The sequence below is a fragment of the Streptomyces sp. NPDC058240 genome (assembly GCF_042882135.1).
In the GTDB taxonomy this organism is placed as follows: Bacteria; Actinomycetota; Actinomycetes; order Streptomycetales; family Streptomycetaceae; genus Streptomyces.
Map to the genome: position 1 here is coordinate 1 of NZ_JBHVWT010000031.1, position 19950 is coordinate 19950.

Sequence of the window (19950 nt, forward strand, 5' to 3'; positions counted from 1 at the left end):
GCTGCAACCGCGGCGGCGACGAGGGCGGCCGCGGCTGCGAACGCGGCGGAGGCTGGGGTGGCTGGGGAGGGCGTGGAGGCCACGGCCGTCCCAACGGCGGCGTCCACGCCGGCGGCGGCTTCATGGCATCCGTGATCACCAGCGACGACGAGGGTGGTCGCGGTGGCGACCGCGGCGGCGACGAGGGCGGCCGTGGCGGCGACCGCGGTGGAGACGAGGGTGGCCGTGGCGGCGACCGCGGTGGAGACGAGGGTGGCTACGGCGGCCGCGGCGGCGACGAGGGTGGCCGCGGCGGAGACCGCGGCGGCGACAGGCCCCGTGGTGGCGTGCACGCCGGTGGTGGCGGCATGGCGATGACCGGTGGCGGTCTGGCCGCCGGCTCGGCGCTGCTGCTCGGCGGTGTCGGTGTCGGTGCGTACAAGCTGCGCCGCCGCCAGTCGACGGGTGGCGCGATGGTCTGACCGGGCCAGACCCAGCCGGTCGTTTCGTTGTCGCGGCCGCTGCCCCTCGGGGCGGCGGTCGCGGCGGCTGCATTTCCCCCTTGATAAGCCCTGGATAAGCCCCGGACCGATCCCAGGACCCAACCCCGGACCGAACCCCTCCCCCTCGACACCGCACAACCGAAAGGCACGTTCCCATGGCCGCCCCGCAGTCGACCGGCTCCACCCCCACCCGGACTGCCCCCCGAACCACACTGGGCCGCGCCCTGATGTGGCCCGCCGTGACAGCCGGGCTCGGCATGGTCCTCATCTACAACTCCTTCGGCACCTCGGTCGACGACAAGCCGCCGGCCTCGCCCGCAGCCGTCTCGTCCGCCGCCCCCGAGGTCCTCGGCTCCCACGCCGCGCCCGCCCCCGTCACCTCGTCGAAGGCCACCGTCGGCCCGGCGATGTCGCGTTCCGTCCCGAAGCGGCTGCAGATCCCGGCCATCGGCGTCGACGCTCCGTTCACCGATCTGTCCATCGGCGCCACCGGTCAGCTGGACGCGCCGCCCCCCAACGACAGGAACCTGGTCGGCTGGTTCAAGGACGGCGCCACCCCCGGCGAGCGCGGTGCCGCGATCGTGGCGGGTCACGTCGACACGATGACCGGTCCGGCCGTGTTCCTCCAGCTCCGGTACCTCGGCCCCGGCTCCCAGGTCGACATCACCCGCGCCGACGGCTCGGTCGCCACCTTCAAGGTCGACTCCGTCGAGCAGTTCAGCAAGGCGAAGTTCCCGGACGACCGGGTCTACGCCGACACCAACTCCGCCGAGTTGCGCCTGATCACCTGCGGAGGCGCGTACAACAAGACCTCCAAGGACTACGAGGACAACGTGGTGGTCTTCGCCCACCTCGACACCTTCAAGAAGGGCTGACCACCGGCAGTCGCCGACGGTGCGGCACAACCATCCACCGGGCCGCGAGGTCGTACGGGGTAGTACGGAATCCGATTCCGTACTGCCCCGACTGACGTCCCGAGCACCGGAGTTGACCGACGTGCCTGCACTCTCCCACCGCCGCCGCCTGGCCATCGCGACCGGGATCGCCCTGGTCGCCGGAGCCTTCGCGGCACCCGCCGGCCACGCCGCCACGAAGTCCTCCGCCCCGACCGTGCGCTCGTCCGTCGCCGCGAAGGCGCCGAGCAGCAAGCGGCTGCACGACGACTTCAACGGCGACGGCTACCCGGACCTCGCCGTGGGCGCCCCCATGGCCGTTCTCGGCGACCCGGAGGCCGGCGCGGGCGCCGTGAGCGTCCTCTTCGGCGGCCCCGAAGGCCTGTCCTCCGCCCACAAGCAGGTGCTGACCTGGCCGAACCGCCCGGACATCAACAACCCGGAGGACGCCCGCTACGGCACGAACCTGCGCAGCGCCGACCTGGATCATGACGGTTACGCGGATCTCGTCAGCCGCCTCTGGGCGTACCGAACCGACGGCGACAAGGGCACAGTGCTGGCCGTCAACTGGGGCGGCGCGTCCGGCCTTTCGAAGAACGCCACGCTCCTGAAGCCCGTCCCCGGCGACCAGATCGACGGCACCGGCGACCTGGACGTGGGCGACGTGGACGGTGACGGCGTCGCCGACATCGCGGTGGGCGACGTACGGCGCGGTGGCCACATCCTGCACGGCCCGATCAGCCACACCGGCAAGTGGAGCAGGGTCAGCGCGTTCACGGTCGACGGCACGGCCGTCCTCGACACCTCGGAGATCGCCGTCGGTGACGTGACAGGCGACGGCGTGGGCGATCTGGTGATCCTCGGCTTCGGCCCGGACGACCCGTGGCAGCAGCACACGTACCTGCTGAAGGGCAGCCGCACCGGTTTCACCGCCCCGGTCGAGATCAAGGACGCGGACGGCGCCGGTGTCGGCGGCACCGCCGTGGGCATCGCCGACCTGGACAAGGACGGCCACGGGGACATCGTCATCGGGCGCGACAACGAGTGGGCGCAGGCGGAGCCCCCCATGAGGAAGGGCGGCTCGCTCTTCGTCTCGTACGGCGGCCCGAAGGGGCAGAGCACCGCCCGCAAGCCCGTCTGGATCGACCAGGACACCGAAGGCGTCTCGGGCACGGCCGAGTTCCACGACCGGATGGGCTACAGCCTGGCGCTGGGCGACACGGACGGCGACGGCTACCCCGACATCGCCACCGGCCTGCCGGGCGAGCGGATCAACGGCATCGCCGAAGCCGGCCGGGTCCTGGTGTTCAAGGGCGGCCCGAAGGGCGTGAGCGGCGCGGGCTCCAAGGAGTTCGGCCAGTACACGGCCGGGGTTCCGGGTGTCGCCGAGGCGGGCGACCAGTTCGGCGAGGCCCTCGCGCTGGGCGACTACGACGGCAAGGGCCGCGCGGAGATGGTGGTCGGTGACCCGGCGGAGAACCACAGCAGGGGCGCCCTGTGGATCTTTCGTACGGACGCCACCGGCATCATCGCCAAGGGTTCCGTCTCGTTCGGCGCGGCCACGATCGGCGCCCCGACCGGCCCGTCCCGCTTCAGCGAGACGCTGACGGACTGACCCCACGGTCGGTGCGCTCCGTGCGGACCGCACCGACCGCACCCCTGCTCTTCACGCCCGGCGTCCACCACGTCGACCGGCCCATCGAGATCAACCGCGCCGACACGGTCGCTCTCGGCCTGGGCCTGGCGACGATCATCCCGGACAACGGGGTCACCGCCATCAAGGTCGGCGACGTGGACGGCGTGAAACTGGCCGGTCTGCTCGTCGACGCCGGTCCGGTCAACTCGAACACACTGATCGAGGTCGGCCCCGAGGGATCGTCCGCCAGTCACGCCGGCAATCCGACATCGCTCCAGGACGTGTTCGTACGCATCGGTGGTGCCGGCCCCGGCAAGGCGACCACCAGCCTCGTCGTGAACAGCAACGACACGATCATCGACCACACCTGGCTCTGGCGCGCGGACCACGGTGAAGGCGTCGGCTGGGAGACCAACCGGGCGGACTACGGGCTCCGGGTGAACGGTGACAACGTGCTGGCCACTGGCCTGTTCGTGGAGCACTTCAACAAGTACGACGTGGAGTGGGCGGGCGAGAACGGCCGGACGATCTTCTTCCAGAACGAGAAGTCGTACGACGCCCCGAACCAGGCGGCCATCCAGAACGGCAGCACCAAGGGGTTCGCGGCCTACAAGGTCGACGACTCCGTCACCACCCACGAGGGCTTGGGCCTGGGCAGCTACTGCTACTTCAACGTCGACCCGACGATCCGTCAGGATCATGGTTTCCAGGCGCCGGTGAAGCCGGGCGTGCGATTCCACGATCTGCTGGTGGTCTCGCTCGGCGGCAAGGGCCAGTACGAGCACGTCATCAACGACACCGGCTCCCCCACGTCGGGTTCGGACACCGTTCCGTCGAAGGTGGTGTCGTTCCCGTAGCACCGGGAACGAGGTGGGGCCCGGTCATCACGACCGGGCCCCGCCGGCGTCGCCGCCCCGTGCGGGATCTCGCTGTCGCGCGCGGGGACGCGCAGGCGGCATCTCCGTCAGGTGCGGACGGCGGGCAGCTTCTCCTCGACCCGTGGGGCGAGTTCGTCGAGGCCCTTGCAAAGGTCCTGCTGAGTGGGTTCGACGTCGGAGACACCCAGGAACTCCGACAGTCTCAGCTCGGCGGACGAAGAGCCGTCGATCGCGAGGATCAGCCCGCATGTGACGTCCGTGCCGGGCGTCGTGTTCCGCCAGACCCGGCGGCCGTTGACGGCCGACCGCTCGGAGATCCTCTCCCCGGAGCGCGAACCGAGGGCCTCCACCCCTTGTTCGGCGGAGTGCTTCTGGAGCGTCAGGACCAGGACGGTGCTCGCGTCCTCGAAGAACTTCGTGCCCTCCCACATGCAGCCGCCCGGAGTGGTGAGCGGCGCGGCGTCATGGAGCCGGTACTCGTGGAGTTCGTCCTCGGAGAAGAACTCGCACGGTTTGATCTCCGCGATGCCGGAGGGGCGCGGCGGAGGCGGCGCCGGCTCCGACGAGCAGGCGGTGAGCGCGCCGCACGCGGATAACAGCACGACGCAGGCGACCAGTAGATCCCGACCCCTCATGCACCCACTCCTCGCAGGTCTTTGTGTCCCGCGCCGAGGGTACGTCCCGCCTCCTTCCCTTGCCCACCCGCTGCCCCCGGGCACTGAGGCCTTTCGTCCTGCCGCCGGGACGCGCGAACGGGTCCGGGGCCGTTCGCCGGCCCTACAGCCAGCCCTTCTCGCGGGCGATGCGGACCGCTTCCGCGCGGTTGCGGGCCGCCATTTTCTGGATGGCCATGGAGAGGTAGTTGCGGACCGTTCCCTGGGAGAGGTGGAGTGCGGCGGCGATCTCCGCGTTGGTGGAGCCGTCCGCCGCCGTGCGCAGTACGTCGCGTTCGCGGTCGGTGAGGGGGCTGGCGCCGTCGGCGAGGGCCGCTGCGGCGAGTGTGGGGTCGATGACGCGTTCGCCGGCGAGCACCTTCCGTACTGCTGCGGCCAGTTGGGAGGCCGGGGCGTCCTTCACCAGGAAGGCGTCGGCGCCCGACTCCATGGCCCGGCGGAGGTAGCCGGGGCGGCCGAAGGTGGTGACGACGACGACCTTCACGGCCGGGAGCTCGCGTTGCAGGGCCGCCGCCGCGTCGATGCCGGTCATGCCGGGCATCTCGATGTCCAGGAGCGCCACGTCGATGTCGTGCTGGTGGGCGGCGGCCAGCACCTCGTCCCCGCGGGCGACCTGGGCCACCACCTCGATGTCGGGTTCCAGGCCGAGGAGTGCCGCGAGGGCCTCGCGCACCATGGACTGGTCCTCGGCGAGGAGGAGTCTGATCATGCTCATTCCGTGGATCCTAGGCCGGAATCGAGCGGAACACTCAGGGTCAGGGTGAAGCCTTTGCCCGAACCGGAGCCGGAGCCCGAGCGGGAGTTGCCCGCCGCGGAGATCAGCGTGCCGTCGACCGTGGCGAGGCGTTCGCCGATGCCGGTGAGGCCGTTGCCCGGCTTCGTGCCCCCGGGGCCGACGCCGTCGTCCGAGACGGTGAGTTCGAGGACCTTGCCGTCCAGGGTCTGGCGCGGGGCGAGGGTGACCGTGCAGTGGCGGGCCCCGCTGTGGCGTACGACGTTGGTGACGGCTTCCCGCAGTGCCCAGGCGAGCACCTCCTCCGGCTTCTCGGGGAGGTCGTCGGGGGCCTCGGCCGGGACGTCGGCGGTGATGCCCGCGGCGGCGAGTGCGGTGCGGGCGCCCGCGAGCTCGCCGGGGAGGGTCGGGCGGCGGTAGCCGGTGACCGCGCCGCGTACGTCGATCAGGGCCTGGCGGCTGACCTGCTCGATGTCCGCGACCTGGGCGGCCGCCTGTTCCGGGTGGTCGGGGAGCATCCGGCCGGCCAGCTCGCTCTTGAGCGTGATCAGGGAGAGCGAGTGGCCGAGCAGGTCGTGCAGATCGCGGGCGAGCCTGAGCCGTTCCTCGTTGGCGGCGAGCTGGGCGACGGTGGCGCGGGCCTCGCGGAGCTCGATCGTCGTACGGATCATCTGCCGTACACCGGTCATCGAGAACCCGCCGAGCAGCGCCGGGAAGACCAGTGCGGTGATGACCTCGCGGGGGTGGTGGCCGGTCAGGCCCATGCCGACCAGGACGGCCGTGACGACGGGGATGAGCCAACGGGCCGTCCGCAGCGGCAGGGTGGCGCCGACGGAGACCGCCACGTACACGAAGAGGACCAGCCACGGGGTGCCGAGCGTCAGGGTGAGGATGACGGAGAGGGCGCCGAGGAAGGCGATCGTGGAGTGGACGAGACGGCGGTCCAGGGGCTTGGCCGTGTGGCGGAAGACCAGGAGCAGGTAGGCCCCGACGAAGGTCAGCAGGCCGAGCGTGCCGAGCACCGTCGCCCAGGGGGTGTGGTTCCCGTCGGCCAGGTCCTTGACCGGGGCGCTCATGAACGCGAGCCAGATACCGACCCAGAACAGCTTGATCCAGACCTGCTTGCGGTTCGTGGGCGGGCGCCCGATGCCCACGGACGTCTCGTCGTCGTTCACGCCTTCAGGGTGTCCTTCCGGTAGAGCCAGGCCGCGCCGCCCGCGAAGATCAGGAAGTAGGCGCAGAGGATGGCGACGTCCTTGGTGTGCGGCGAACCGCCCATCTCGATCGCCTGGCCGAGAGAAGCGTACGCGTGCGTGGGCAGCCACTCGGAGATGTTCTGGAGCCACTGCGGGAAGGTCGCGCTGGGCATCCACAGGCCGCCGAGGATGGAGAGACCGAAGTAGATGATCATGGTGAGCGGACGGACCGCGTCCCCGCTGGCGAGGTAGCCGATGGCGACCCCGAGCGCGGCGAAGACCAGCGAACCGGCCCAGATGACCCCGGCCAGCGCGAACCACTGCCAGGTCTCCACCCGTACGTGCTTGACGACGGCGGCGACCAGGAAGACCACCACGATGCAGGGCAGGGTGACCATCGCCGCGCTGGCGATCTTCGCCAGGACGTAGCCGCGGCTGGGCAGTGCGGTGAGCCGCAGCTGGCGGACCCAGCCCTTCTCGCGCTCCTTGGCAATGCGTTCGCTGTTGCCCATGAGGACGGCGGTCAGCGCGCCGAAGGAGGCCATCGAGACCATGAAGAAGGCCTGGAAGGTGAGATCGGTGTGCGGGATCCGGTCGGAGGTGTTCTGGGTGTTGGAGATCAGCAGGTAGATCACCGACGGATAGATGATCGAGAAGAACATGAACTTCTTGTTCCGCAGGGTGCGGGTCACTTCGAGCCTGATCAACGCCCATGAAAAGAAACTCAGCATGCGGTCCTGGCCTCCTCGGCCTCGGTGATGGCGACGAAGGCCTGTTCCAGGCCGAGTCCCGCGACTTCGAGTTCGCGCGGGTAGAGACCGAGTCCGTAGACGGCGTGGACGGTCGCGTCGGCGTCGTGCGACTGGATCCGGACCCGGTTGCCGGTGATGTCGAGGGCGGCGAGGAACGGCAGGCCGCGCAGGGCCGCTTCGTCGACCGGGCCCTCCAGCTCGAAGGAGATCCGGCGGGCTCCGGCCTTCGCCTTGATCTCGGCGGCGGTGCCGTCGGCGAGCAGCCGGCCCTTGTGGAGGACGAGGACGCGGTCGGCGATCGCGTCGGCCTCTTCGAGGTAGTGGGTGGCGAACAGGACGGTACGGCCCTGCTCGGCCTGCTCGCGCATGGTGGCCCAGAAGGCCTGGCGGGCGGTGACGTCCATGCCGGTGGTCGGCTCGTCGAGGACGATCAGGTCGTTGGCGCCCGCGGTGGCCAGCGCGAACCGGACGCGCTGCTCCTGGCCGCCGGAGAGCTTGTTGACCATCCGGTCGGCGATCTGCGCGATACCGGCGCGGGAGAGTACCTCCGCCGCCGGGTAGGGCCTGGGGTGCAGATCGCAGGCGAGGCCGACCAGCTCCTTGACCGTGACGTCCTCCATCAGGCCGCCGGACTGGAGCATCGCGCCGACGCGGCCCGCGGCGATGGCGTTCTGCGGAGTCGTGCCGAAGACCTGGACCGTGCCGGAGTCGGCGGTGCGCAGGCCCAGCAGCAGATCCAGGGTGGAGGACTTTCCGGCGCCGTTGGGGCCGAGGAGCGCCACGGTCTCGCCGGGGTGCAGGTCGAGGGTGAGCCCGTCGACGGCGCGTACCGCTCCGTATGCCTTGCTGACCTGCTCGAAGCGGACCGCGGCGGTCTTCGCCCCGATGGCCTCGGTGGTTGTCGTTGTCATGCGTCCAGCGTGGCGGAGGGCGGGGTGCGCGCGGCAGGGCCGCGGGTCGTGGAAACGGGATGACAGATGTCATGCCGTGCGCATGACTCCGCTGCCGGGGCCGGTGTCCGGAAACGGCGCCGCCCCCGGCCGGGGTCCGGTCGGGGGCGGGCGTGCGGTGCGGTTCGCCGCGGTCAGCCGTTGCCGTTGAGGTTGATGACGACGGTCCGTTCGGTGGCGGTCTTCCCGAGCAGCGCGGTCTGCATGGCGTGTGCCACGTCGTCCGCGTTGAGCTGATGCTTCTTGCCGTCACCCTTGGTGATCATGATGCCGTCGAAGACGCCGTCGCAGAGGGTCTCGATGGCCTTCTTGTCGTAGTGCTCGATCAGCCGGCCCTGGACCGGCACCATCGAGAGGATCTGCGGCAGCGACCTGGCCGGGCCGAACTGGATCTGCTTGGCACCCGCCTTGATGGTGACCAGACCGGACATCGCGGGCTTCGCGAAGTCCTTCATCGCCCGGTCCAGTTCGGCCTGGTCGATGGTGGGTTCGCGGGTGGTGACGGGCAGCTGGACGACCTTCGTCCGGCCGGTCTGCACCTGGGCGCGGTACGCGTCGCGCACCGAGGTCATCGACTGGTTGACGTCCAGCGCCTTGCCCGGCTTCCCGGGTACGGCGACGGCCTTGCCCGGCTCGAACTTGATCGTGCCGTCGTTGGCCGAGCCGGAGACGCCCGCCAGGTCGGTCAGCGCGACGCCGAGCTTCTCCTCGTCGACCGGGATCACCGGGTCGACGGCGCGCTTGCTGCCGAACAGGGAGCCGATGACGGAGACCGGGTTGTAGTCGCTGCCCGCCGCCGAGCGCACGGTCTCCTGGCTGTCCAGGCCGAGTCCGGCCTTGTCCGGCGCGAGCTGGGTCTTCTTGCCGTCCACGGAGAGCTGGAGGGGGGCCACGGCGCGCTTGCCGAGGGCGGCGTCCAGCTTCGTGACGCCCTCCTCCTTCGTGCCGCCGCCGATGTCGACGCCCAGGACGGTGGTGCCCTTGGGTACGTCGGAGTGGTTCATCAGCAGCCCGACGCCGTACGCGACACCGAGCAGTCCGACGACACCGACGCCGAGGAGGACCAGCTTGGAGCGGCCCTGCTTCTTCGCGGGCGCGGACGCCGGTTCGGGGCGGGGCGCGGGGGCGGGCGACGCGGCGGCGGGGCCGCCGGGTCCTGCCGGTCCGGTGCCCATCGGGTCGCCCGGGACACGGGACGCCGGATCGGGGCGCCCGCCCGCGGGCGCGCTCGGGAACGGCGACGCCGCCCGGTGCTCCGGCGGAATGACGGGGATGCCGCTGGTGAGCGTGTCACCGGAGACGTTGCCGCCGGGGCCGGAGGGTGCCGGGCCCGCGAACTGCGGGGTCAGCACCGCCGTGTCGTCGGACATCCGCGGCGGCTGACCACCGGGGGCACCGGAACCCTGCGGACCCGCGGGACCACCTGAGCCCACCAGGCCGGAGCCCATCGGGCCGGAGCCTGCGCCGCCCGGTCCGCCGAGGTTCGGCGTCAGGGACGAAGTGCCGGTGACCGGGCCCGTGGTGGGGCCGGAGGGGCCGGGGGTACGTACTCCGAGGTTCGGCGTGGGGCGCGGGCCGCCGGACGCGGGGCCGCCGGGGCCGAAGTCGTCTGGGCGGGGTGCGCCCTGGTCGCCCGTGCGCTGCGGACCGTCCGAGAAGTACGGCAGATCGGCGCGGGGCGGTGCGGGCGGGGTGGGCGCGGCACCCCTGGGGCCCTCGGCGCCACCGGCCGGGCTGCCGCCGGCCGTAGCGCCGCCGGCTGTGACGCCACCGGCGACCGAGGTGTTCATGGGGGACTTGCGCGGGGCGAACCAGTCGCTGCCGCTCTTCTCCCTGGCCGGCTTCTCGGCGGCCGGTTCCGCGGCGGCGGAATCGGTCCGGGCCTCGGTGGCCGACGCGGCGTCGGACGCGGCCGGCGCACCGTCCGCCGCGGGCGAGCCGGGGCGCGGGAAGCTGCCGGTGCGCTCGATGTCGGCGCTGTCGGTGTCGCCCATGGGCGTACGCATGACGACGGGCGGGATGGGACGCGAGCCCGGGATGTTGATCCGGATGCGCGTCGTCAGCGTCGTCTCGGTCCTCGGCTCCTCGGACTGAGGCGGGTCCGCAGGCTCCGGGGCCCCGTCCGGGGCATCCTGCGAAGGGTGCAGCGACGGATACTGGCGGGATCCGTACGGCGGCGTCCCCGAGGGGTACGCGGCTCCTCCGCGCCCCTGGGGCCCGGAGGACGAACTGTCAGTTTCACGACTCAAAGCAGGTTCTCCCGATTGGCTCCGCCGCCCGTACTTCCCCCATGCCGCAGGCCAGGGGACGGCTCGGCGCGCGAACCACCATACTGGCCGCCGCCGACGGACACCCCGCGACCGGGGGAAACGGCTGTGCGGCCAGCGGACGGACACGGGGCATTACGGGATCGGACGTGGCACATTACTTGCCAGGTCGGCCGCTGTCGGCGCCCTGTTGGGGCGACCGCGACATGGTGGCACAGATCACAGCGACGGCCATACCGCCCAGCATGAAGAGAGTGAGACCCAGTTCGTCGCCGAAGACATAGTCGCCTTCCGGACGTCCGCCCAGCAGAACGACGACCGAAATCAGCCATCCCGCAGCGGGTGCCAGCGCGCCCAGCTGGGTGCCGAAGACAAGGCGCCCGCCGTGGAAGAGCCCGGCGGCGGCCACCAGCGCGAGCAGCAATCCGGCAGGGAACCAGGCGGCTTGGACGAGAGCCCCGGCGATCCCGACGAGCGCGCCCAGCACGGCGAGGCCCACATAGGCGGCGATCCGCCCGGGGTTGAGGGGCGCGGCGAGGCCGGTGGCCGCGACGTCCCTGGAAGGGCGCGGTGCGCCCTGCTTGCCGCCGCTCATCGCTCCGCTCCCGCCGTACCCGCGAACAGGTCGTCCTCCCGGACCCCTTGAGGGGCTCCGGAATCGCCGCGCACCAACTCGTAGTACTCGGTGGTGAAGACGGGCTGTCCCAGGTCGTTGGAAAGGGCGAAGAAGGGGCCGTCCACGGCGATCTGGGTGGCGTGGGCCCGCATCGCCGCGCTCTTGGCGGCGGCCTGGGCCGAACCGTCGATCTGCGCGGTGATCCGGGAGTCGTCGACCACGCCCGGTACGTCGTCGATGGCGGCGATGCCCGGGAACGCGTCCGGCGCCGTGTCCCTCAGGCGGGCGAAGCCCTCCTCGGCGACCGTGCGCGGCACCCGGTTCCAGTAGATCTTGGCGACGGTGTGCGGGGCGCCGGATCCGGCGCGGTACTCGGGATCGGCGGCGAGGTCCGCGGCGCGCATCGCGACGCGGTGCGCCTGGATGTGGTCGGGGTGTCCGTAGCCGCCGTCGGGGTCGTAGGTGACCAGGACCTGCGGGCGCACCGCGCGGATGACCTCCACCAGGTGCCCGGCGGCGTCGTCCACGTCGGCGGCCCAGAAGGCGCCGGGGCGGTGGTTCTGCTCGGCGCCCATCATTCCGGAGTCGCGGAAGCGGCCGGGGCCGCCGAGGAGCCGGTGGTCGGTGACGCCCAGCTCCTTCAACGCCGCGTCGAGCTCACCCCGGCGGTACGGGCCCAGGGTGTCGTCCCGGTCGGCCGCGAGATGGGCGAGGGAGGACGGGATGACCTCGCCCTCCTCACCGAGCGTGCAGGTCACCAGGGTGACCTGGGCACCCTCGGCCGCGTACTTGGCCATGGTGGCGCCGTTGTTGATCGACTCGTCGTCGGGGTGCGCGTGCACCAGGAGGAGACGCCGGGCGGGATGGTCCGTCATGGGGACCACCCTACGAGCCGGGCGCACCGATCACCGCCCGCGCACCTGCCGCCGACGAGCCGGGCCTCAGAACTTGAGGCTTCCGATCATGCCGGCCACATTCGTGGTCAGGTTCGAGATGCTCGGCGCGATCGACGAGCTGGCGAGATAGAAACCGAGCAGTGCGCAGACCACCGCATGTCCGCCCTTCAGTCCGGATTTCCGGATCAGCAGGAAGACGACGATCGCCAGCAGCACCACCGCCGAAATCGAGAGTGCCACGGCGGTTCACCTCCATCAGTACGGTCGGGACGGGCAGCACACATGGAGCCAGCAGGTTCTTACCCACCGAGCGCTACGGATCATAACTATCCGTCGTAACGCATTGATCGGGGCACAGCAGCACGAGGGGCGCACGACCGAGCGGTCGGGGACTAGGTTCGGCACATGACTTCGCAGCAGATTTCCTTTCCGCGTCAGCACGCCAGAACCATGCGATTCACTCTCGGCGCCCCTCGGGCGTTCACCGTTTCACCCGACGGGGAGCGGGTGATCTTCCTGCGGTCGGGTTCCGGTACGGACCGGTCCGGCCGGCTGTGGGTGCTGGACCTGCCGAAGGACGGAACGCCGAAGGAGCGCGTGGTCGCCGATCCCCAGGCCCTGCTGGGCGGTTCGGCGGAGCGGCTGTCGGCGCAGGAGCGGGCCCGGCGCGAGCGCAGCCGCGAGGGGTCCTCGGGGATCGTCGGCTACGCGGTCGACGGGGCGGCCGAGTTGGCCGCCTTCGCGCTCTCCGGGAAGGTGTACGTCGCCGAACTGCGGGCGGGCACGGCCCGTGCGCTGCCGGTTCCGGGCCCGGTGATCGACCCGCGACCGTCACCGGACGGACGACACATCGCATATGTGTCCAAGGGTGCGTTGCGCGTCGTGGGCGCGGAGGGCGACGGGGACCGGGCGCTCGCCGAGCCGGAGGCGGAGGACGTCTCGTACGGTCTCGCGGAGTTCATCGCGGCCGAGGAGATGCAGCGTTCACGGGGCTTCTGGTGGTCGCCTGAGTCGGACCGGCTGCTGGTCGCCCGGGTCGACAACAGTCCCGTGCAGCGGTGGTGGATCGCGGATCCCGCCCATCCGGACCGCAGGCCCGCCGAGGTCGCCTACCCGGCGGCCGGGACGCCCAACGCCGAGGTGCGGCTCTTCGTGCTGGGCTTGGACGGCACCCGTACCGAGGTGGTCTGGGACCGGGCACGCCACCCCTATCTGGCGCAGGTGCACTGGTCGTCGGACGGGGCGCCGCTGCTGCTGGTGCAGTCCCGCGACCAGCGCAGTCACCTCTTCCTCGCGGTGGACCCGGAGACCGGTTCGACGCGGACGGTGCATGCCGACGAGGATCCGGTTTGGCTGGAAATCTTCCCCGGTGTGCCCGCCTGGGCACCGGACGGACGGCTGGTGCGGATCGCGGACGAGGGCGGGGCGCGGGTGCTCGCGGTCGGCGACCGGCTGCTGACCGGGGCGCAGTTGCAGCTCCAGGCGGTGCTGGACATCGGTGGGTCGGACATCCTGGTGTCGGCCACGGCCGGTGAGGAGGCGGCGGAACCGGAGATCGGCGAGACCCATGTCTACCGGGTCAACGAGCTGGGCGTCGAGCGGGTGTCCGAAGGGGTCGGGGTGCACTCGGCGGTCCGCGCGGGCGGGGTGACGGTGCTGGTCACCCAATCCCCGGAGCGGCCGGGGACCCGGGTCGAGGTGCTCCGGGACGGCAAGCCGATCGCCACCGTGACGAACCGTGCCGAGGAGCCGGTTCTCTCCGCGCGGGTGCGCCTCACCGAGGGGGGCGCACGGCGAATTCCGTGCGCCGTGCTGCTCCCCGAGGGATACAACGAGTCGGACGGCCCGCTTCCGGTACTGATGGACCCGTACGGCGGACCGCACGGCCGCCGGGTGGTCGCCGCCCATAATCCGCATCTGATTTCGCAGTGGTTCGCCAATCAGGGCTTCGCGGTCGTGGTCGCGGACGGCCGGGGCATGCGGGGGCGTACACCGGGTTGGGAGAAGGCGGTCAAGAACAACCTCGTGCTCTCGGTGGACGACCAGATCGAGGCCCTGCACGCCCTCGCGGACCGGTTCCCGCTGGACCTCGGCAAGGTCGCGATCCGCGGCTGGTCCTTCGGCGGATATCTGGCGGCCCTGGCCGTGACGCGCCGGCCCGACGTCTTCCACGCGGCGGTGGTCGGCGCCCCGGTGACCGACCAGCGGCTGTACGACACCCACTACACCGAGCGCTACCTCGGCGACCCGGCGGAGCAGCCCGAGGTGTACGCGCACAACTCGGTGATCACGGACGAGGGGCTCTCGGAGGCTGCCGACCAGGTACGGCCGATGATGATCGTCCACGGTCTCGCGGACGACAACGTGGTGGTCGCGCACTCGCTCCGGCTGTCCTCGGCGCTGCTCTCGGCCGGGCGCCCGCACGAGGTGCTGCCGCTCAGCGGGGTGACGCACATGACGCCGCAGGAGCAGGTGGCGGAGAATCTGCTGCTGCTTCAGGTCGACTTCCTGAAGCGGTCGCTGGGGCTGGTCGGCTAGGGCCTGTCCGACCCTGATCCGCCGGACAGGCTCCGGGGCCTGTCCGGCGGGCCTCCCGTCACCAGCCGGGCGGCGGCTGGGACGGGGGCGGCGGCCCGTAGACGCCGGGCTGCGGATAGCCGTACCCCTGCCCGTAGCCCTGGTGGGACATGGCGGGGGGTTCGTCCGGGCCCGGCAGGGCCAGGGCCAGCAGCACCACGGCACCGGCGAGCACCTCGAAGAACCCCGTCAGCACGATGAGTTGGCTTTCGACGGGCAGATCGCCGAAGCGGTCCAGCAACTCGTAGTGCACGGTGCGGGCCACTCCCAGCACCCCGCCGAACAGCAGCAGGGCCGCGGCGATCAGGCCGAACGGCCGTGCGTGCACGGCGCGGACGAGCGCGCTCACCGCCGCGAACAGACAGAGCAGCGCCAGGACCGCCGAGAACCAGCCGGGCGGCGGGTCGATCAGTCCCTGCACGACCCGGTCCCCGCCCACGAACCAGTCGGGGTAGATGGCGGAGATCTGCGTCGCCTGACGGATCTCCCAGGCGATCACGATCGCTCCCGCCGCACCGAGGCACAGAAAGGCGATCACGCCCGCGCCCTGCCCCGGCCGGGCCGGGAGGCGTTCGGAGACGTCACGCGCCGCCCTGCGGCCGGCTCCCGCGGTGATGATCATCGCGATGCCCGCCGCGAGCGCCACGAAGGCGCAGAGCAGGGCGCGGGTGCGGAGATCGTCGGTGAACCGGGCGTTCGTCCGGGACTCGCCTATGTTCCAGAGCCCGGGAAGCCGCAGGACGATCGTGACCACTCCGGTCGCGACCAGTGCGGTGGCAGCCACCGAGGACCGCAGGGACGCGACGGCGGCGGAGAGATACACCACGAGCAGCACCACGTCGTACGCCGAGGTGGTGGGCAGCAGAGGGAGCCGTGGGTCGTAGTAGCCGGCCCAGTAGCGCCACAACAGCCCGATGTCGTCGGCCGCCCTGACGTCCCGTACGAGCCAGCCCGCGACGATCAGCGCGAGCACGGCGCAGAGAACGGCACCGGTGACCCTTGCCCCCCGAGTGAGTATCACCCGAGCGATACTCCACCGTGCCTGTCGACCGGACAAGGGGTTCACCGGCGTGGTGTTCGAACGGGCAACCGGCCGGGAGGACTTGACGGCTTCCCGGCCGGTACACGGCACCCGCACGGCCGTACGCCGACCATGCTGGCCGGTTCGTATATCGGACGTGAGACGGCCGGGTTGCCCACGCGTTAACGTGCCCGTGGTCAGCCGGCCCGGGTGCTCCCGGACGGCGCGGCCCCGTCCTCGCCGTCCACCTCGCCGTCCACCTCGCCGTCCGAGGATCCGTGCTCGCCCGCCGACTCTCCCTGCTCCCCCTGCTCCCCCTGAGCCTCCAGCAGCCCCTCCGGCGGCACCACCTGCTTCTCCTCCGCGAAGTGGCAGGCCGAGTCGTGCCCGGCCGGCGACTCGGTCAGCCGGAAGACGGCCGGAACCGCCAGCAGCGGCACCTCCAGTTCGCACCGCTCCTGCGCCTTCCAGCACCGGGTGCGGAAGCGGCAACCCGAGGGCGGGTTGGCGGGCGACGGGACATCGCCGTGCAGGATGATCCGCTCCCGGTGCTCGCGGGCCGTCGGGTCCGGCACCGGGACGGCGGACAGCAGCGCCTGGGTGTACGGATGCGTGGGGTGGTCGTAGATCTGTTCGTCGGAGCCGATCTCGACGATCCGGCCCAGATACATCACCCCGACCCGGTCGGAGATGTGCCGGACGATCGACAGGTCGTGCGCGATGAAGACATAACTCAGCCCGAACTCCGCCTGGAGCCGGTCCAGCAGGTTGACGACCTGCGCCTGCACGGAGACGTCGAGGGCGGAGACGGGTTCGTCGGCGACGATGATCTCGGGGTTCAGGGCGAGACCGCGGGCGATGCCGATGCGCTGGCGCTGGCCGCCGGAGAACTGGTGCGGATAGCGGTTGATGTACTCCGGGTTGAGCCCGACCACGTCCAGCAGGTCCTGGACCTTCCGGCGCCGCTCGCCCTTCGGGGCCACCTCGGGGTGGATCTCGTACGGCTCCCCGATGATGTCGCCGACGGTCATGCGCGGGTTGAGCGAGGTGTAGGGGTCCTGGAACACCATCTGGATGTTGCGGCGCACGGCCTTCAGGGCGCGCCCCGACAGCTTGGTGATGTCCTCGCCCTTGTACTTGATCGAGCCGGCCGTCGGCTGTTCCAGATGCACCAGCATCCTCGCCACGGTCGACTTGCCGCAGCCGGACTCCCCCACGATGCCGAGCGTCTCGCCCGCCGCCAGGTCGAAGGAGACCCCGTCGACCGCCTTGACCGCACCGATCTGCTTCTTGATCAGGATGCCCTGGGTCAGCGGGTAGTACTTGACCAGGTCGCGGACCTCCAGGATCGGCTCGCCGCCCGCCGCGGCGGACCCGGCCCGTGACTTGGCGAGCAGCACGCGGGCCTTCTCGCCCTCTTCGCGCGCTTCCTTGCGCCCCGAGTGGTCAGCGTGCATCGAGCGTCTCCTTCCAGAAGTAGCAGGCGCTCTCGCGGTGCTCGGCCACCTCGAACAGCGGCGGCACCTCGCCCCGGCAGATCTCCTGGGCCATCGGGCAGCGCGGGTTGAAGGCGCAGCCGGGCGGGATGTGCAGCAGGTTGGGCGGCAGGCCCTTGATCGCGTACAGCTCCCGGCCCTTCTGGTCCAGGCGCGGGATCGACCGGAGCAGGCCCTTGGTGTACGGGTGGGCGGGTGCCCGGTAGATCTCGTGGACCGGGGCGGATTCGACGATCCGGCCCGCGTACATCACGGCGATCTTGTCGGCGACGTCCGCGACCACGCCCAGGTCGTGGGTGATCAGGATCAGGCCCATGTTCAGCTCGCGCTGGAGCTCGGCGAGCAGGTCCATCACCTGGGCCTGGACGGTCACGTCGAGGGCGGTGGTGGGTTCGTCCGCGATGATCAGCGAAGGCTCCAGCGCCATCGCCATGGCGATCATGATGCGCTGGCGCATGCCGCCGGAGAACTGGTGCGGGTAGTTCCCGACACGTTCCTTCGCCGCCGGGATGCGGACCCGGTCCATCAGCTCGACGGCCTTCAGCTTCGCGTCCTTGTGGGACATCCCCCGGTGCACGACGAACATCTCGCCGAGCTGCTCCCCGACGCTGAGCACGGGGTTGAGGGAGGAGAGCGCGTCCTGGAAGATCATGGCCATCTCCTGGCCGCGGATCTTCCGGCGCTCGTCCTTCTTCATCTTCAGCAGATCGCGGTCCTTGAAGAGGATCTCGCCGCCGCTGATCTTTCCCGGGGGCATGTCGAGGATGCCCATGATGGCCTGGGCGGTGACGGACTTGCCGGAGCCGGACTCGCCGAGGACGGCCAGCGTCTCGCCCTCGGCCACCGAGTAGTCGACCCCGTTGACGGCCTTGGCGATGCCGTCGCGGGTGTGGAACTCCACGTGCAGATCGCGCACTTCGAGCAACATGGCAGCGGGCTCCTCAGCGCAGCTTGGGGTCGAGGGCGTCGCGTACCGCGTCGCCGAGCATGATGAAGGCGAGCACGGTGACCGCCAGGGCTCCGGCGGGCCAGAGCAGCATGTGCGGGGCGTTGCGGATGTACTGGGACGCGGCGGAGATGTCGATGCCCCAGGAGACGGCCGGCGGTTTCAGCCCGACGCCGAGGAACGAGAGCGTCGCCTCCAGCGAGATGTACGTACCGAGGGCGATGGTCGCGACGACGATCACCGGCGCGACGGCGTTCGGGGTGATGTGGCGCAGCATCATCCGCGAGTTGGAGGCGCCGAGCGCCCGTGCCGCCTGTACGTAGTCGTTCTGTTTGGCGGTGATCACGGAGCCGCGGGCGATGCGGGCGATCTGCGGCCAGCCCAGCAGCACGATGAAGCCGATCACCGGCCAGACGGTGGAACTGGTGACCACGGAGAGGAAGACCAGGCCGCCGAGGACCACCGGGATGCCGAAGAAGACGTCGGTGACGCGGGAGAGGATCGAGTCCGACAAGCCGCCGAAGAACCCGGCCAGTCCGCCGAGCACGCCACCGAGCAGGGTGACGCCGAGGGTGGCGCAGACGCCGACGGTCACCGAGTTCCTGGCTCCGTAGACGGTACGGGTGTAGACGTCGCAGCCCTGTCCGTCGAAGCCGAAGGGATGTCCGGGCTGGGAGCCCTCCTGGGCCTTGCCCAGGTTGCAGTCGAGGGGGTCCTGGTCGGCGATCAGCGACGGCCAGATCGAGATGATCACCAGGAAGAGGATGATCAGGGCGGAGATGATGAAGACCGGGTTGCGGCGCAGGTCCCGCCAGGCGTCGGACCACAGACTGCGCGGCTTCTCGGCGGGGCCGGTGCCCTCGGGGCCGCCCGGTGTCCTTTCGAGGGTCGTGCCCTCCTCCAGGGCGAGATCCATCACGCCTCCTGCTCCGGCCGACGAGATCGCCTCGTCCGGTGTCTGCTCAGGCATAGCGGATCCTCGGGTCGAGAACGGCGTACAGCAGGTCGACGATCAGGTTCGCCGCCAGGAAGACGAGGACGAGGATGGTGACGAAGCCGACGACGGTCTGGGAGTTCTGGCGCAGGATGCCCTGGTAGAGCTGGTAGCCGACGCCGTGGATGTTGAAGATCCGCTCCGTGACGATCGCCCCGCCCATCAGGGCGCCCACGTCCGTACCGATGAAGGTGACGACCGGGATCAGCGAGTTGCGCAGCAGGTGCCGGATGACGACGCGGCGCCTGGGCAGGCCCTTGGCGACGGCGGTGCGGACGTAGTCGGCGCGGGCGTTCTCGGCGATCGAGGTCCGGGTGAGCCGGGTGACGTACGCCAGGGAGACCGAGGCGAGGACGAGCCCGGGTACCAGCAGCTCGTTGAAGGGGGCCTCCGGTGAGACGGAGGGTTTGATGAGGCCCCACTCGACTCCGAGGAGGAGCTGGAGCAGCAGGCCGGTGACGAAGGTCGGGATGGAGATGACGACCAGGGTCAGGATGAGCACGGTGGTGTCGACGGGGCGGCCGCGGCGCAGACCGGTGACGACACCGAGGCTGATGCCGATGACGACCTCGAAGACGATCGCGACGACGGTGAGCCGGATCGTGATGGGGAAGGCGGTGGCCATCAGCTCGGTGACCTTCTGCCCGTTGAACGCGGTGCCGAAGTCGCCGGTGAAGACATTGCCCATGTAGGTGAGGTATTGCTGCCAGACGGGCTTGTCGAGGCCGAATTCCGAGCGGAGTTGGGCTGCGGTCGCCGGGTCGCACTGGCGTTCGCCGCAGAGACCCGCGATGGGGTCGCCCATCACATTCACCATGAGGAAGATCAACAGCGTGGCGCCGAAGAAGACCGGGATCATCTGCAGCAGCCGCCGGATCACATAACGTCCCATGAAGGGCTCCGGGGGTCGCGGGGGTCAGAGGCTCGGGGCTGGGGAGTGACG

At 70.8% G+C, this 19950-nt stretch carries 18 protein-coding genes and 1 pseudogene; 4 read left to right on the forward strand and 15 right to left on the reverse strand.

Annotation, left to right across the window (positions count from 1 at the left end; all coding sequences use genetic code 11):
* Positions 1-332 (reverse strand): hypothetical protein (locus tag ACFVX4_RS31140; protein ID WP_389983557.1); only part of this gene is annotated, 332 nt, incomplete at its 3' end.
* A 305-nt stretch (positions 333-637) separates the two neighbouring features.
* On the opposite strand from ACFVX4_RS31140, the gene ACFVX4_RS31145 reads away from it, so the two are divergent.
* From ACFVX4_RS31145 to ACFVX4_RS31155, 3 genes and pseudogenes are all read left to right on the forward strand, one after another.
* A complete protein-coding gene (locus ACFVX4_RS31145; protein ID WP_389983560.1) occupies positions 638-1357 on the forward strand; it encodes a class F sortase in 720 nt (239 codons plus the stop codon).
* A gap of 121 nt (positions 1358-1478) precedes the next feature.
* Positions 1479-2990, forward strand: a complete 1512-nt coding sequence (locus ACFVX4_RS31150) for a hypothetical protein (RefSeq protein ID WP_389983563.1) — start codon at positions 1479-1481, stop codon at positions 2988-2990.
* 44 nt (positions 2991-3034) lie between these two features.
* Positions 3035-3868: pseudogene (locus ACFVX4_RS31155) on the forward strand (coagulation factor 5/8 type domain-containing protein); the annotation flags it as partial.
* 107 nt (positions 3869-3975) lie between these two features.
* Here ACFVX4_RS31155 and ACFVX4_RS31160 read toward each other — a convergent pair.
* The 9 genes from ACFVX4_RS31160 to ACFVX4_RS31200 form a co-directional block, all read right to left on the reverse strand.
* Positions 3976-4524, reverse strand: coding sequence for a hypothetical protein (locus ACFVX4_RS31160; protein ID WP_389983566.1), 549 nt, complete (start codon positions 4522-4524; stop codon positions 3976-3978).
* A 142-nt stretch (positions 4525-4666) separates the two neighbouring features.
* Positions 4667-5278, reverse strand: coding sequence for a response regulator (locus tag ACFVX4_RS31165; protein WP_389983569.1), 612 nt, complete (start codon positions 5276-5278; stop codon positions 4667-4669).
* Positions 5275-6471 carry a sensor histidine kinase gene (locus tag ACFVX4_RS31170; protein WP_389983572.1) on the reverse strand — a complete coding sequence of 399 codons (1197 nt, stop codon included), beginning with the start codon at positions 6469-6471 and terminating at the stop codon, positions 5275-5277. Before ACFVX4_RS31170 ends, ACFVX4_RS31165 begins: the two co-directional genes overlap by 4 nt.
* The gene (locus ACFVX4_RS31175) at positions 6468-7223 is read right to left on the reverse strand and encodes an ABC transporter permease (protein ID WP_389983575.1); all 756 of its coding nucleotides are present in this window, start codon (positions 7221-7223) and stop codon (positions 6468-6470) included. The genes ACFVX4_RS31170 and ACFVX4_RS31175 overlap by 4 nt, the downstream gene beginning before the upstream one ends.
* Positions 7217-8155 (reverse strand): ABC transporter ATP-binding protein, encoded by a 939-nt coding sequence (locus ACFVX4_RS31180; RefSeq protein WP_389983578.1) that lies wholly within the window; start codon positions 8153-8155, stop codon positions 7217-7219. The genes ACFVX4_RS31175 and ACFVX4_RS31180 overlap by 7 nt, the downstream gene beginning before the upstream one ends.
* Before the next feature lie 173 nt (positions 8156-8328).
* Positions 8329-10188, reverse strand: coding sequence for a peptidoglycan binding domain-containing protein (locus tag ACFVX4_RS31185; RefSeq protein ID WP_389983581.1), 1860 nt, complete (start codon positions 10186-10188; stop codon positions 8329-8331).
* 430 nt (positions 10189-10618) lie between these two features.
* A complete protein-coding gene (locus tag ACFVX4_RS31190) occupies positions 10619-11056 on the reverse strand; it encodes a DUF6113 family protein (protein ID WP_389983584.1) in 438 nt (145 codons plus the stop codon).
* A complete protein-coding gene (gene mshB / locus ACFVX4_RS31195; RefSeq protein ID WP_389983587.1) occupies positions 11053-11952 on the reverse strand; it encodes an N-acetyl-1-D-myo-inositol-2-amino-2-deoxy-alpha-D-glucopyranoside deacetylase in 900 nt (299 codons plus the stop codon). The genes ACFVX4_RS31190 and mshB overlap by 4 nt, the downstream gene beginning before the upstream one ends.
* A 66-nt stretch (positions 11953-12018) precedes the next feature.
* Positions 12019-12213: a hypothetical protein gene (locus tag ACFVX4_RS31200; protein WP_093896879.1), complete on the reverse strand. Its 195-nt coding sequence runs from the start codon at positions 12211-12213 to the stop codon at positions 12019-12021.
* A gap of 165 nt (positions 12214-12378) precedes the next feature.
* Here ACFVX4_RS31200 and ACFVX4_RS31205 point away from each other — a divergent pair, with 165 nt between their 5' ends.
* Positions 12379-14511 (forward strand): prolyl oligopeptidase family serine peptidase, encoded by a 2133-nt coding sequence (locus ACFVX4_RS31205; RefSeq protein WP_389983590.1) that lies wholly within the window; start codon positions 12379-12381, stop codon positions 14509-14511.
* Positions 14512-14569: 58 nt separating this feature from the next.
* Here ACFVX4_RS31205 and ACFVX4_RS31210 read toward each other — a convergent pair whose 3' ends face one another.
* The 5 genes from ACFVX4_RS31210 to ACFVX4_RS31230 form a co-directional block, all read right to left on the reverse strand.
* Complete coding sequence (locus ACFVX4_RS31210; protein WP_389983593.1) at positions 14570-15571, reverse strand: hypothetical protein; 1002 nt, start codon at positions 15569-15571, stop codon at positions 14570-14572.
* A 197-nt stretch (positions 15572-15768) separates the two neighbouring features.
* On the reverse strand, positions 15769-17028 hold the full coding sequence (locus ACFVX4_RS31215; protein ID WP_389983596.1) for an ABC transporter ATP-binding protein: 1260 nt from the start codon (positions 17026-17028) through the stop codon (positions 15769-15771).
* Complete coding sequence (locus ACFVX4_RS31220; RefSeq protein WP_385335751.1) at positions 17018-17995, reverse strand: ABC transporter ATP-binding protein; 978 nt, start codon at positions 17993-17995, stop codon at positions 17018-17020. The genes ACFVX4_RS31215 and ACFVX4_RS31220 overlap by 11 nt, the downstream gene beginning before the upstream one ends.
* 13 nt (positions 17996-18008) lie before the next feature.
* A complete protein-coding gene (locus tag ACFVX4_RS31225; RefSeq protein WP_389983599.1) occupies positions 18009-18983 on the reverse strand; it encodes an ABC transporter permease in 975 nt (324 codons plus the stop codon).
* Positions 18976-19899: an ABC transporter permease gene (locus tag ACFVX4_RS31230; protein WP_389983602.1), complete on the reverse strand. Its 924-nt coding sequence runs from the start codon at positions 19897-19899 to the stop codon at positions 18976-18978. The genes ACFVX4_RS31225 and ACFVX4_RS31230 overlap by 8 nt, the downstream gene beginning before the upstream one ends.
* Positions 19900-19950: the final 51 nt, after the last annotated feature.

What these genes read in the sequence shown, in the direction of transcription:
- ACFVX4_RS31160 (WP_389983566.1), bottom strand. Translation starts at nt 4,524, where the DNA reads ATGAGGGGTCGGGATCTACTGGTCGCCTGCGTCGTGCTGTTATCCGCG.
- ACFVX4_RS31175 (WP_389983575.1), bottom strand. Translation starts at nt 7,223, where the DNA reads ATGCTGAGTTTCTTTTCATGGGCGTTGATCAGGCTCGAAGTGACCCGC.
- ACFVX4_RS31185 (WP_389983581.1), bottom strand. Translation starts at nt 10,188, where the DNA reads ATGGGCGACACCGACAGCGCCGACATCGAGCGCACCGGCAGCTTCCCG.
- ACFVX4_RS31215 (WP_389983596.1), bottom strand. Translation starts at nt 17,028, where the DNA reads ATGCACGCTGACCACTCGGGGCGCAAGGAAGCGCGCGAAGAGGGCGAG.
- mshB (WP_389983587.1), bottom strand. Translation starts at nt 11,952, where the DNA reads ATGACGGACCATCCCGCCCGGCGTCTCCTCCTGGTGCACGCGCACCCC.
- ACFVX4_RS31225 (WP_389983599.1), bottom strand. Translation starts at nt 18,983, where the DNA reads ATGCCTGAGCAGACACCGGACGAGGCGATCTCGTCGGCCGGAGCAGGA.
- ACFVX4_RS31230 (WP_389983602.1), bottom strand. Translation starts at nt 19,899, where the DNA reads ATGGGACGTTATGTGATCCGGCGGCTGCTGCAGATGATCCCGGTCTTC.
- ACFVX4_RS31220 (WP_385335751.1), bottom strand. Translation starts at nt 17,995, where the DNA reads ATGTTGCTCGAAGTGCGCGATCTGCACGTGGAGTTCCACACCCGCGAC.
- ACFVX4_RS31165 (WP_389983569.1), bottom strand. Translation starts at nt 5,278, where the DNA reads ATGAGCATGATCAGACTCCTCCTCGCCGAGGACCAGTCCATGGTGCGC.
- ACFVX4_RS31205 (WP_389983590.1), top strand. Translation starts at nt 12,379, where the DNA reads ATGACTTCGCAGCAGATTTCCTTTCCGCGTCAGCACGCCAGAACCATG.
- ACFVX4_RS31145 (WP_389983560.1), top strand. Translation starts at nt 638, where the DNA reads ATGGCCGCCCCGCAGTCGACCGGCTCCACCCCCACCCGGACTGCCCCC.
- ACFVX4_RS31190 (WP_389983584.1), bottom strand. Translation starts at nt 11,056, where the DNA reads ATGAGCGGCGGCAAGCAGGGCGCACCGCGCCCTTCCAGGGACGTCGCG.
- ACFVX4_RS31180 (WP_389983578.1), bottom strand. Translation starts at nt 8,155, where the DNA reads ATGACAACGACAACCACCGAGGCCATCGGGGCGAAGACCGCCGCGGTC.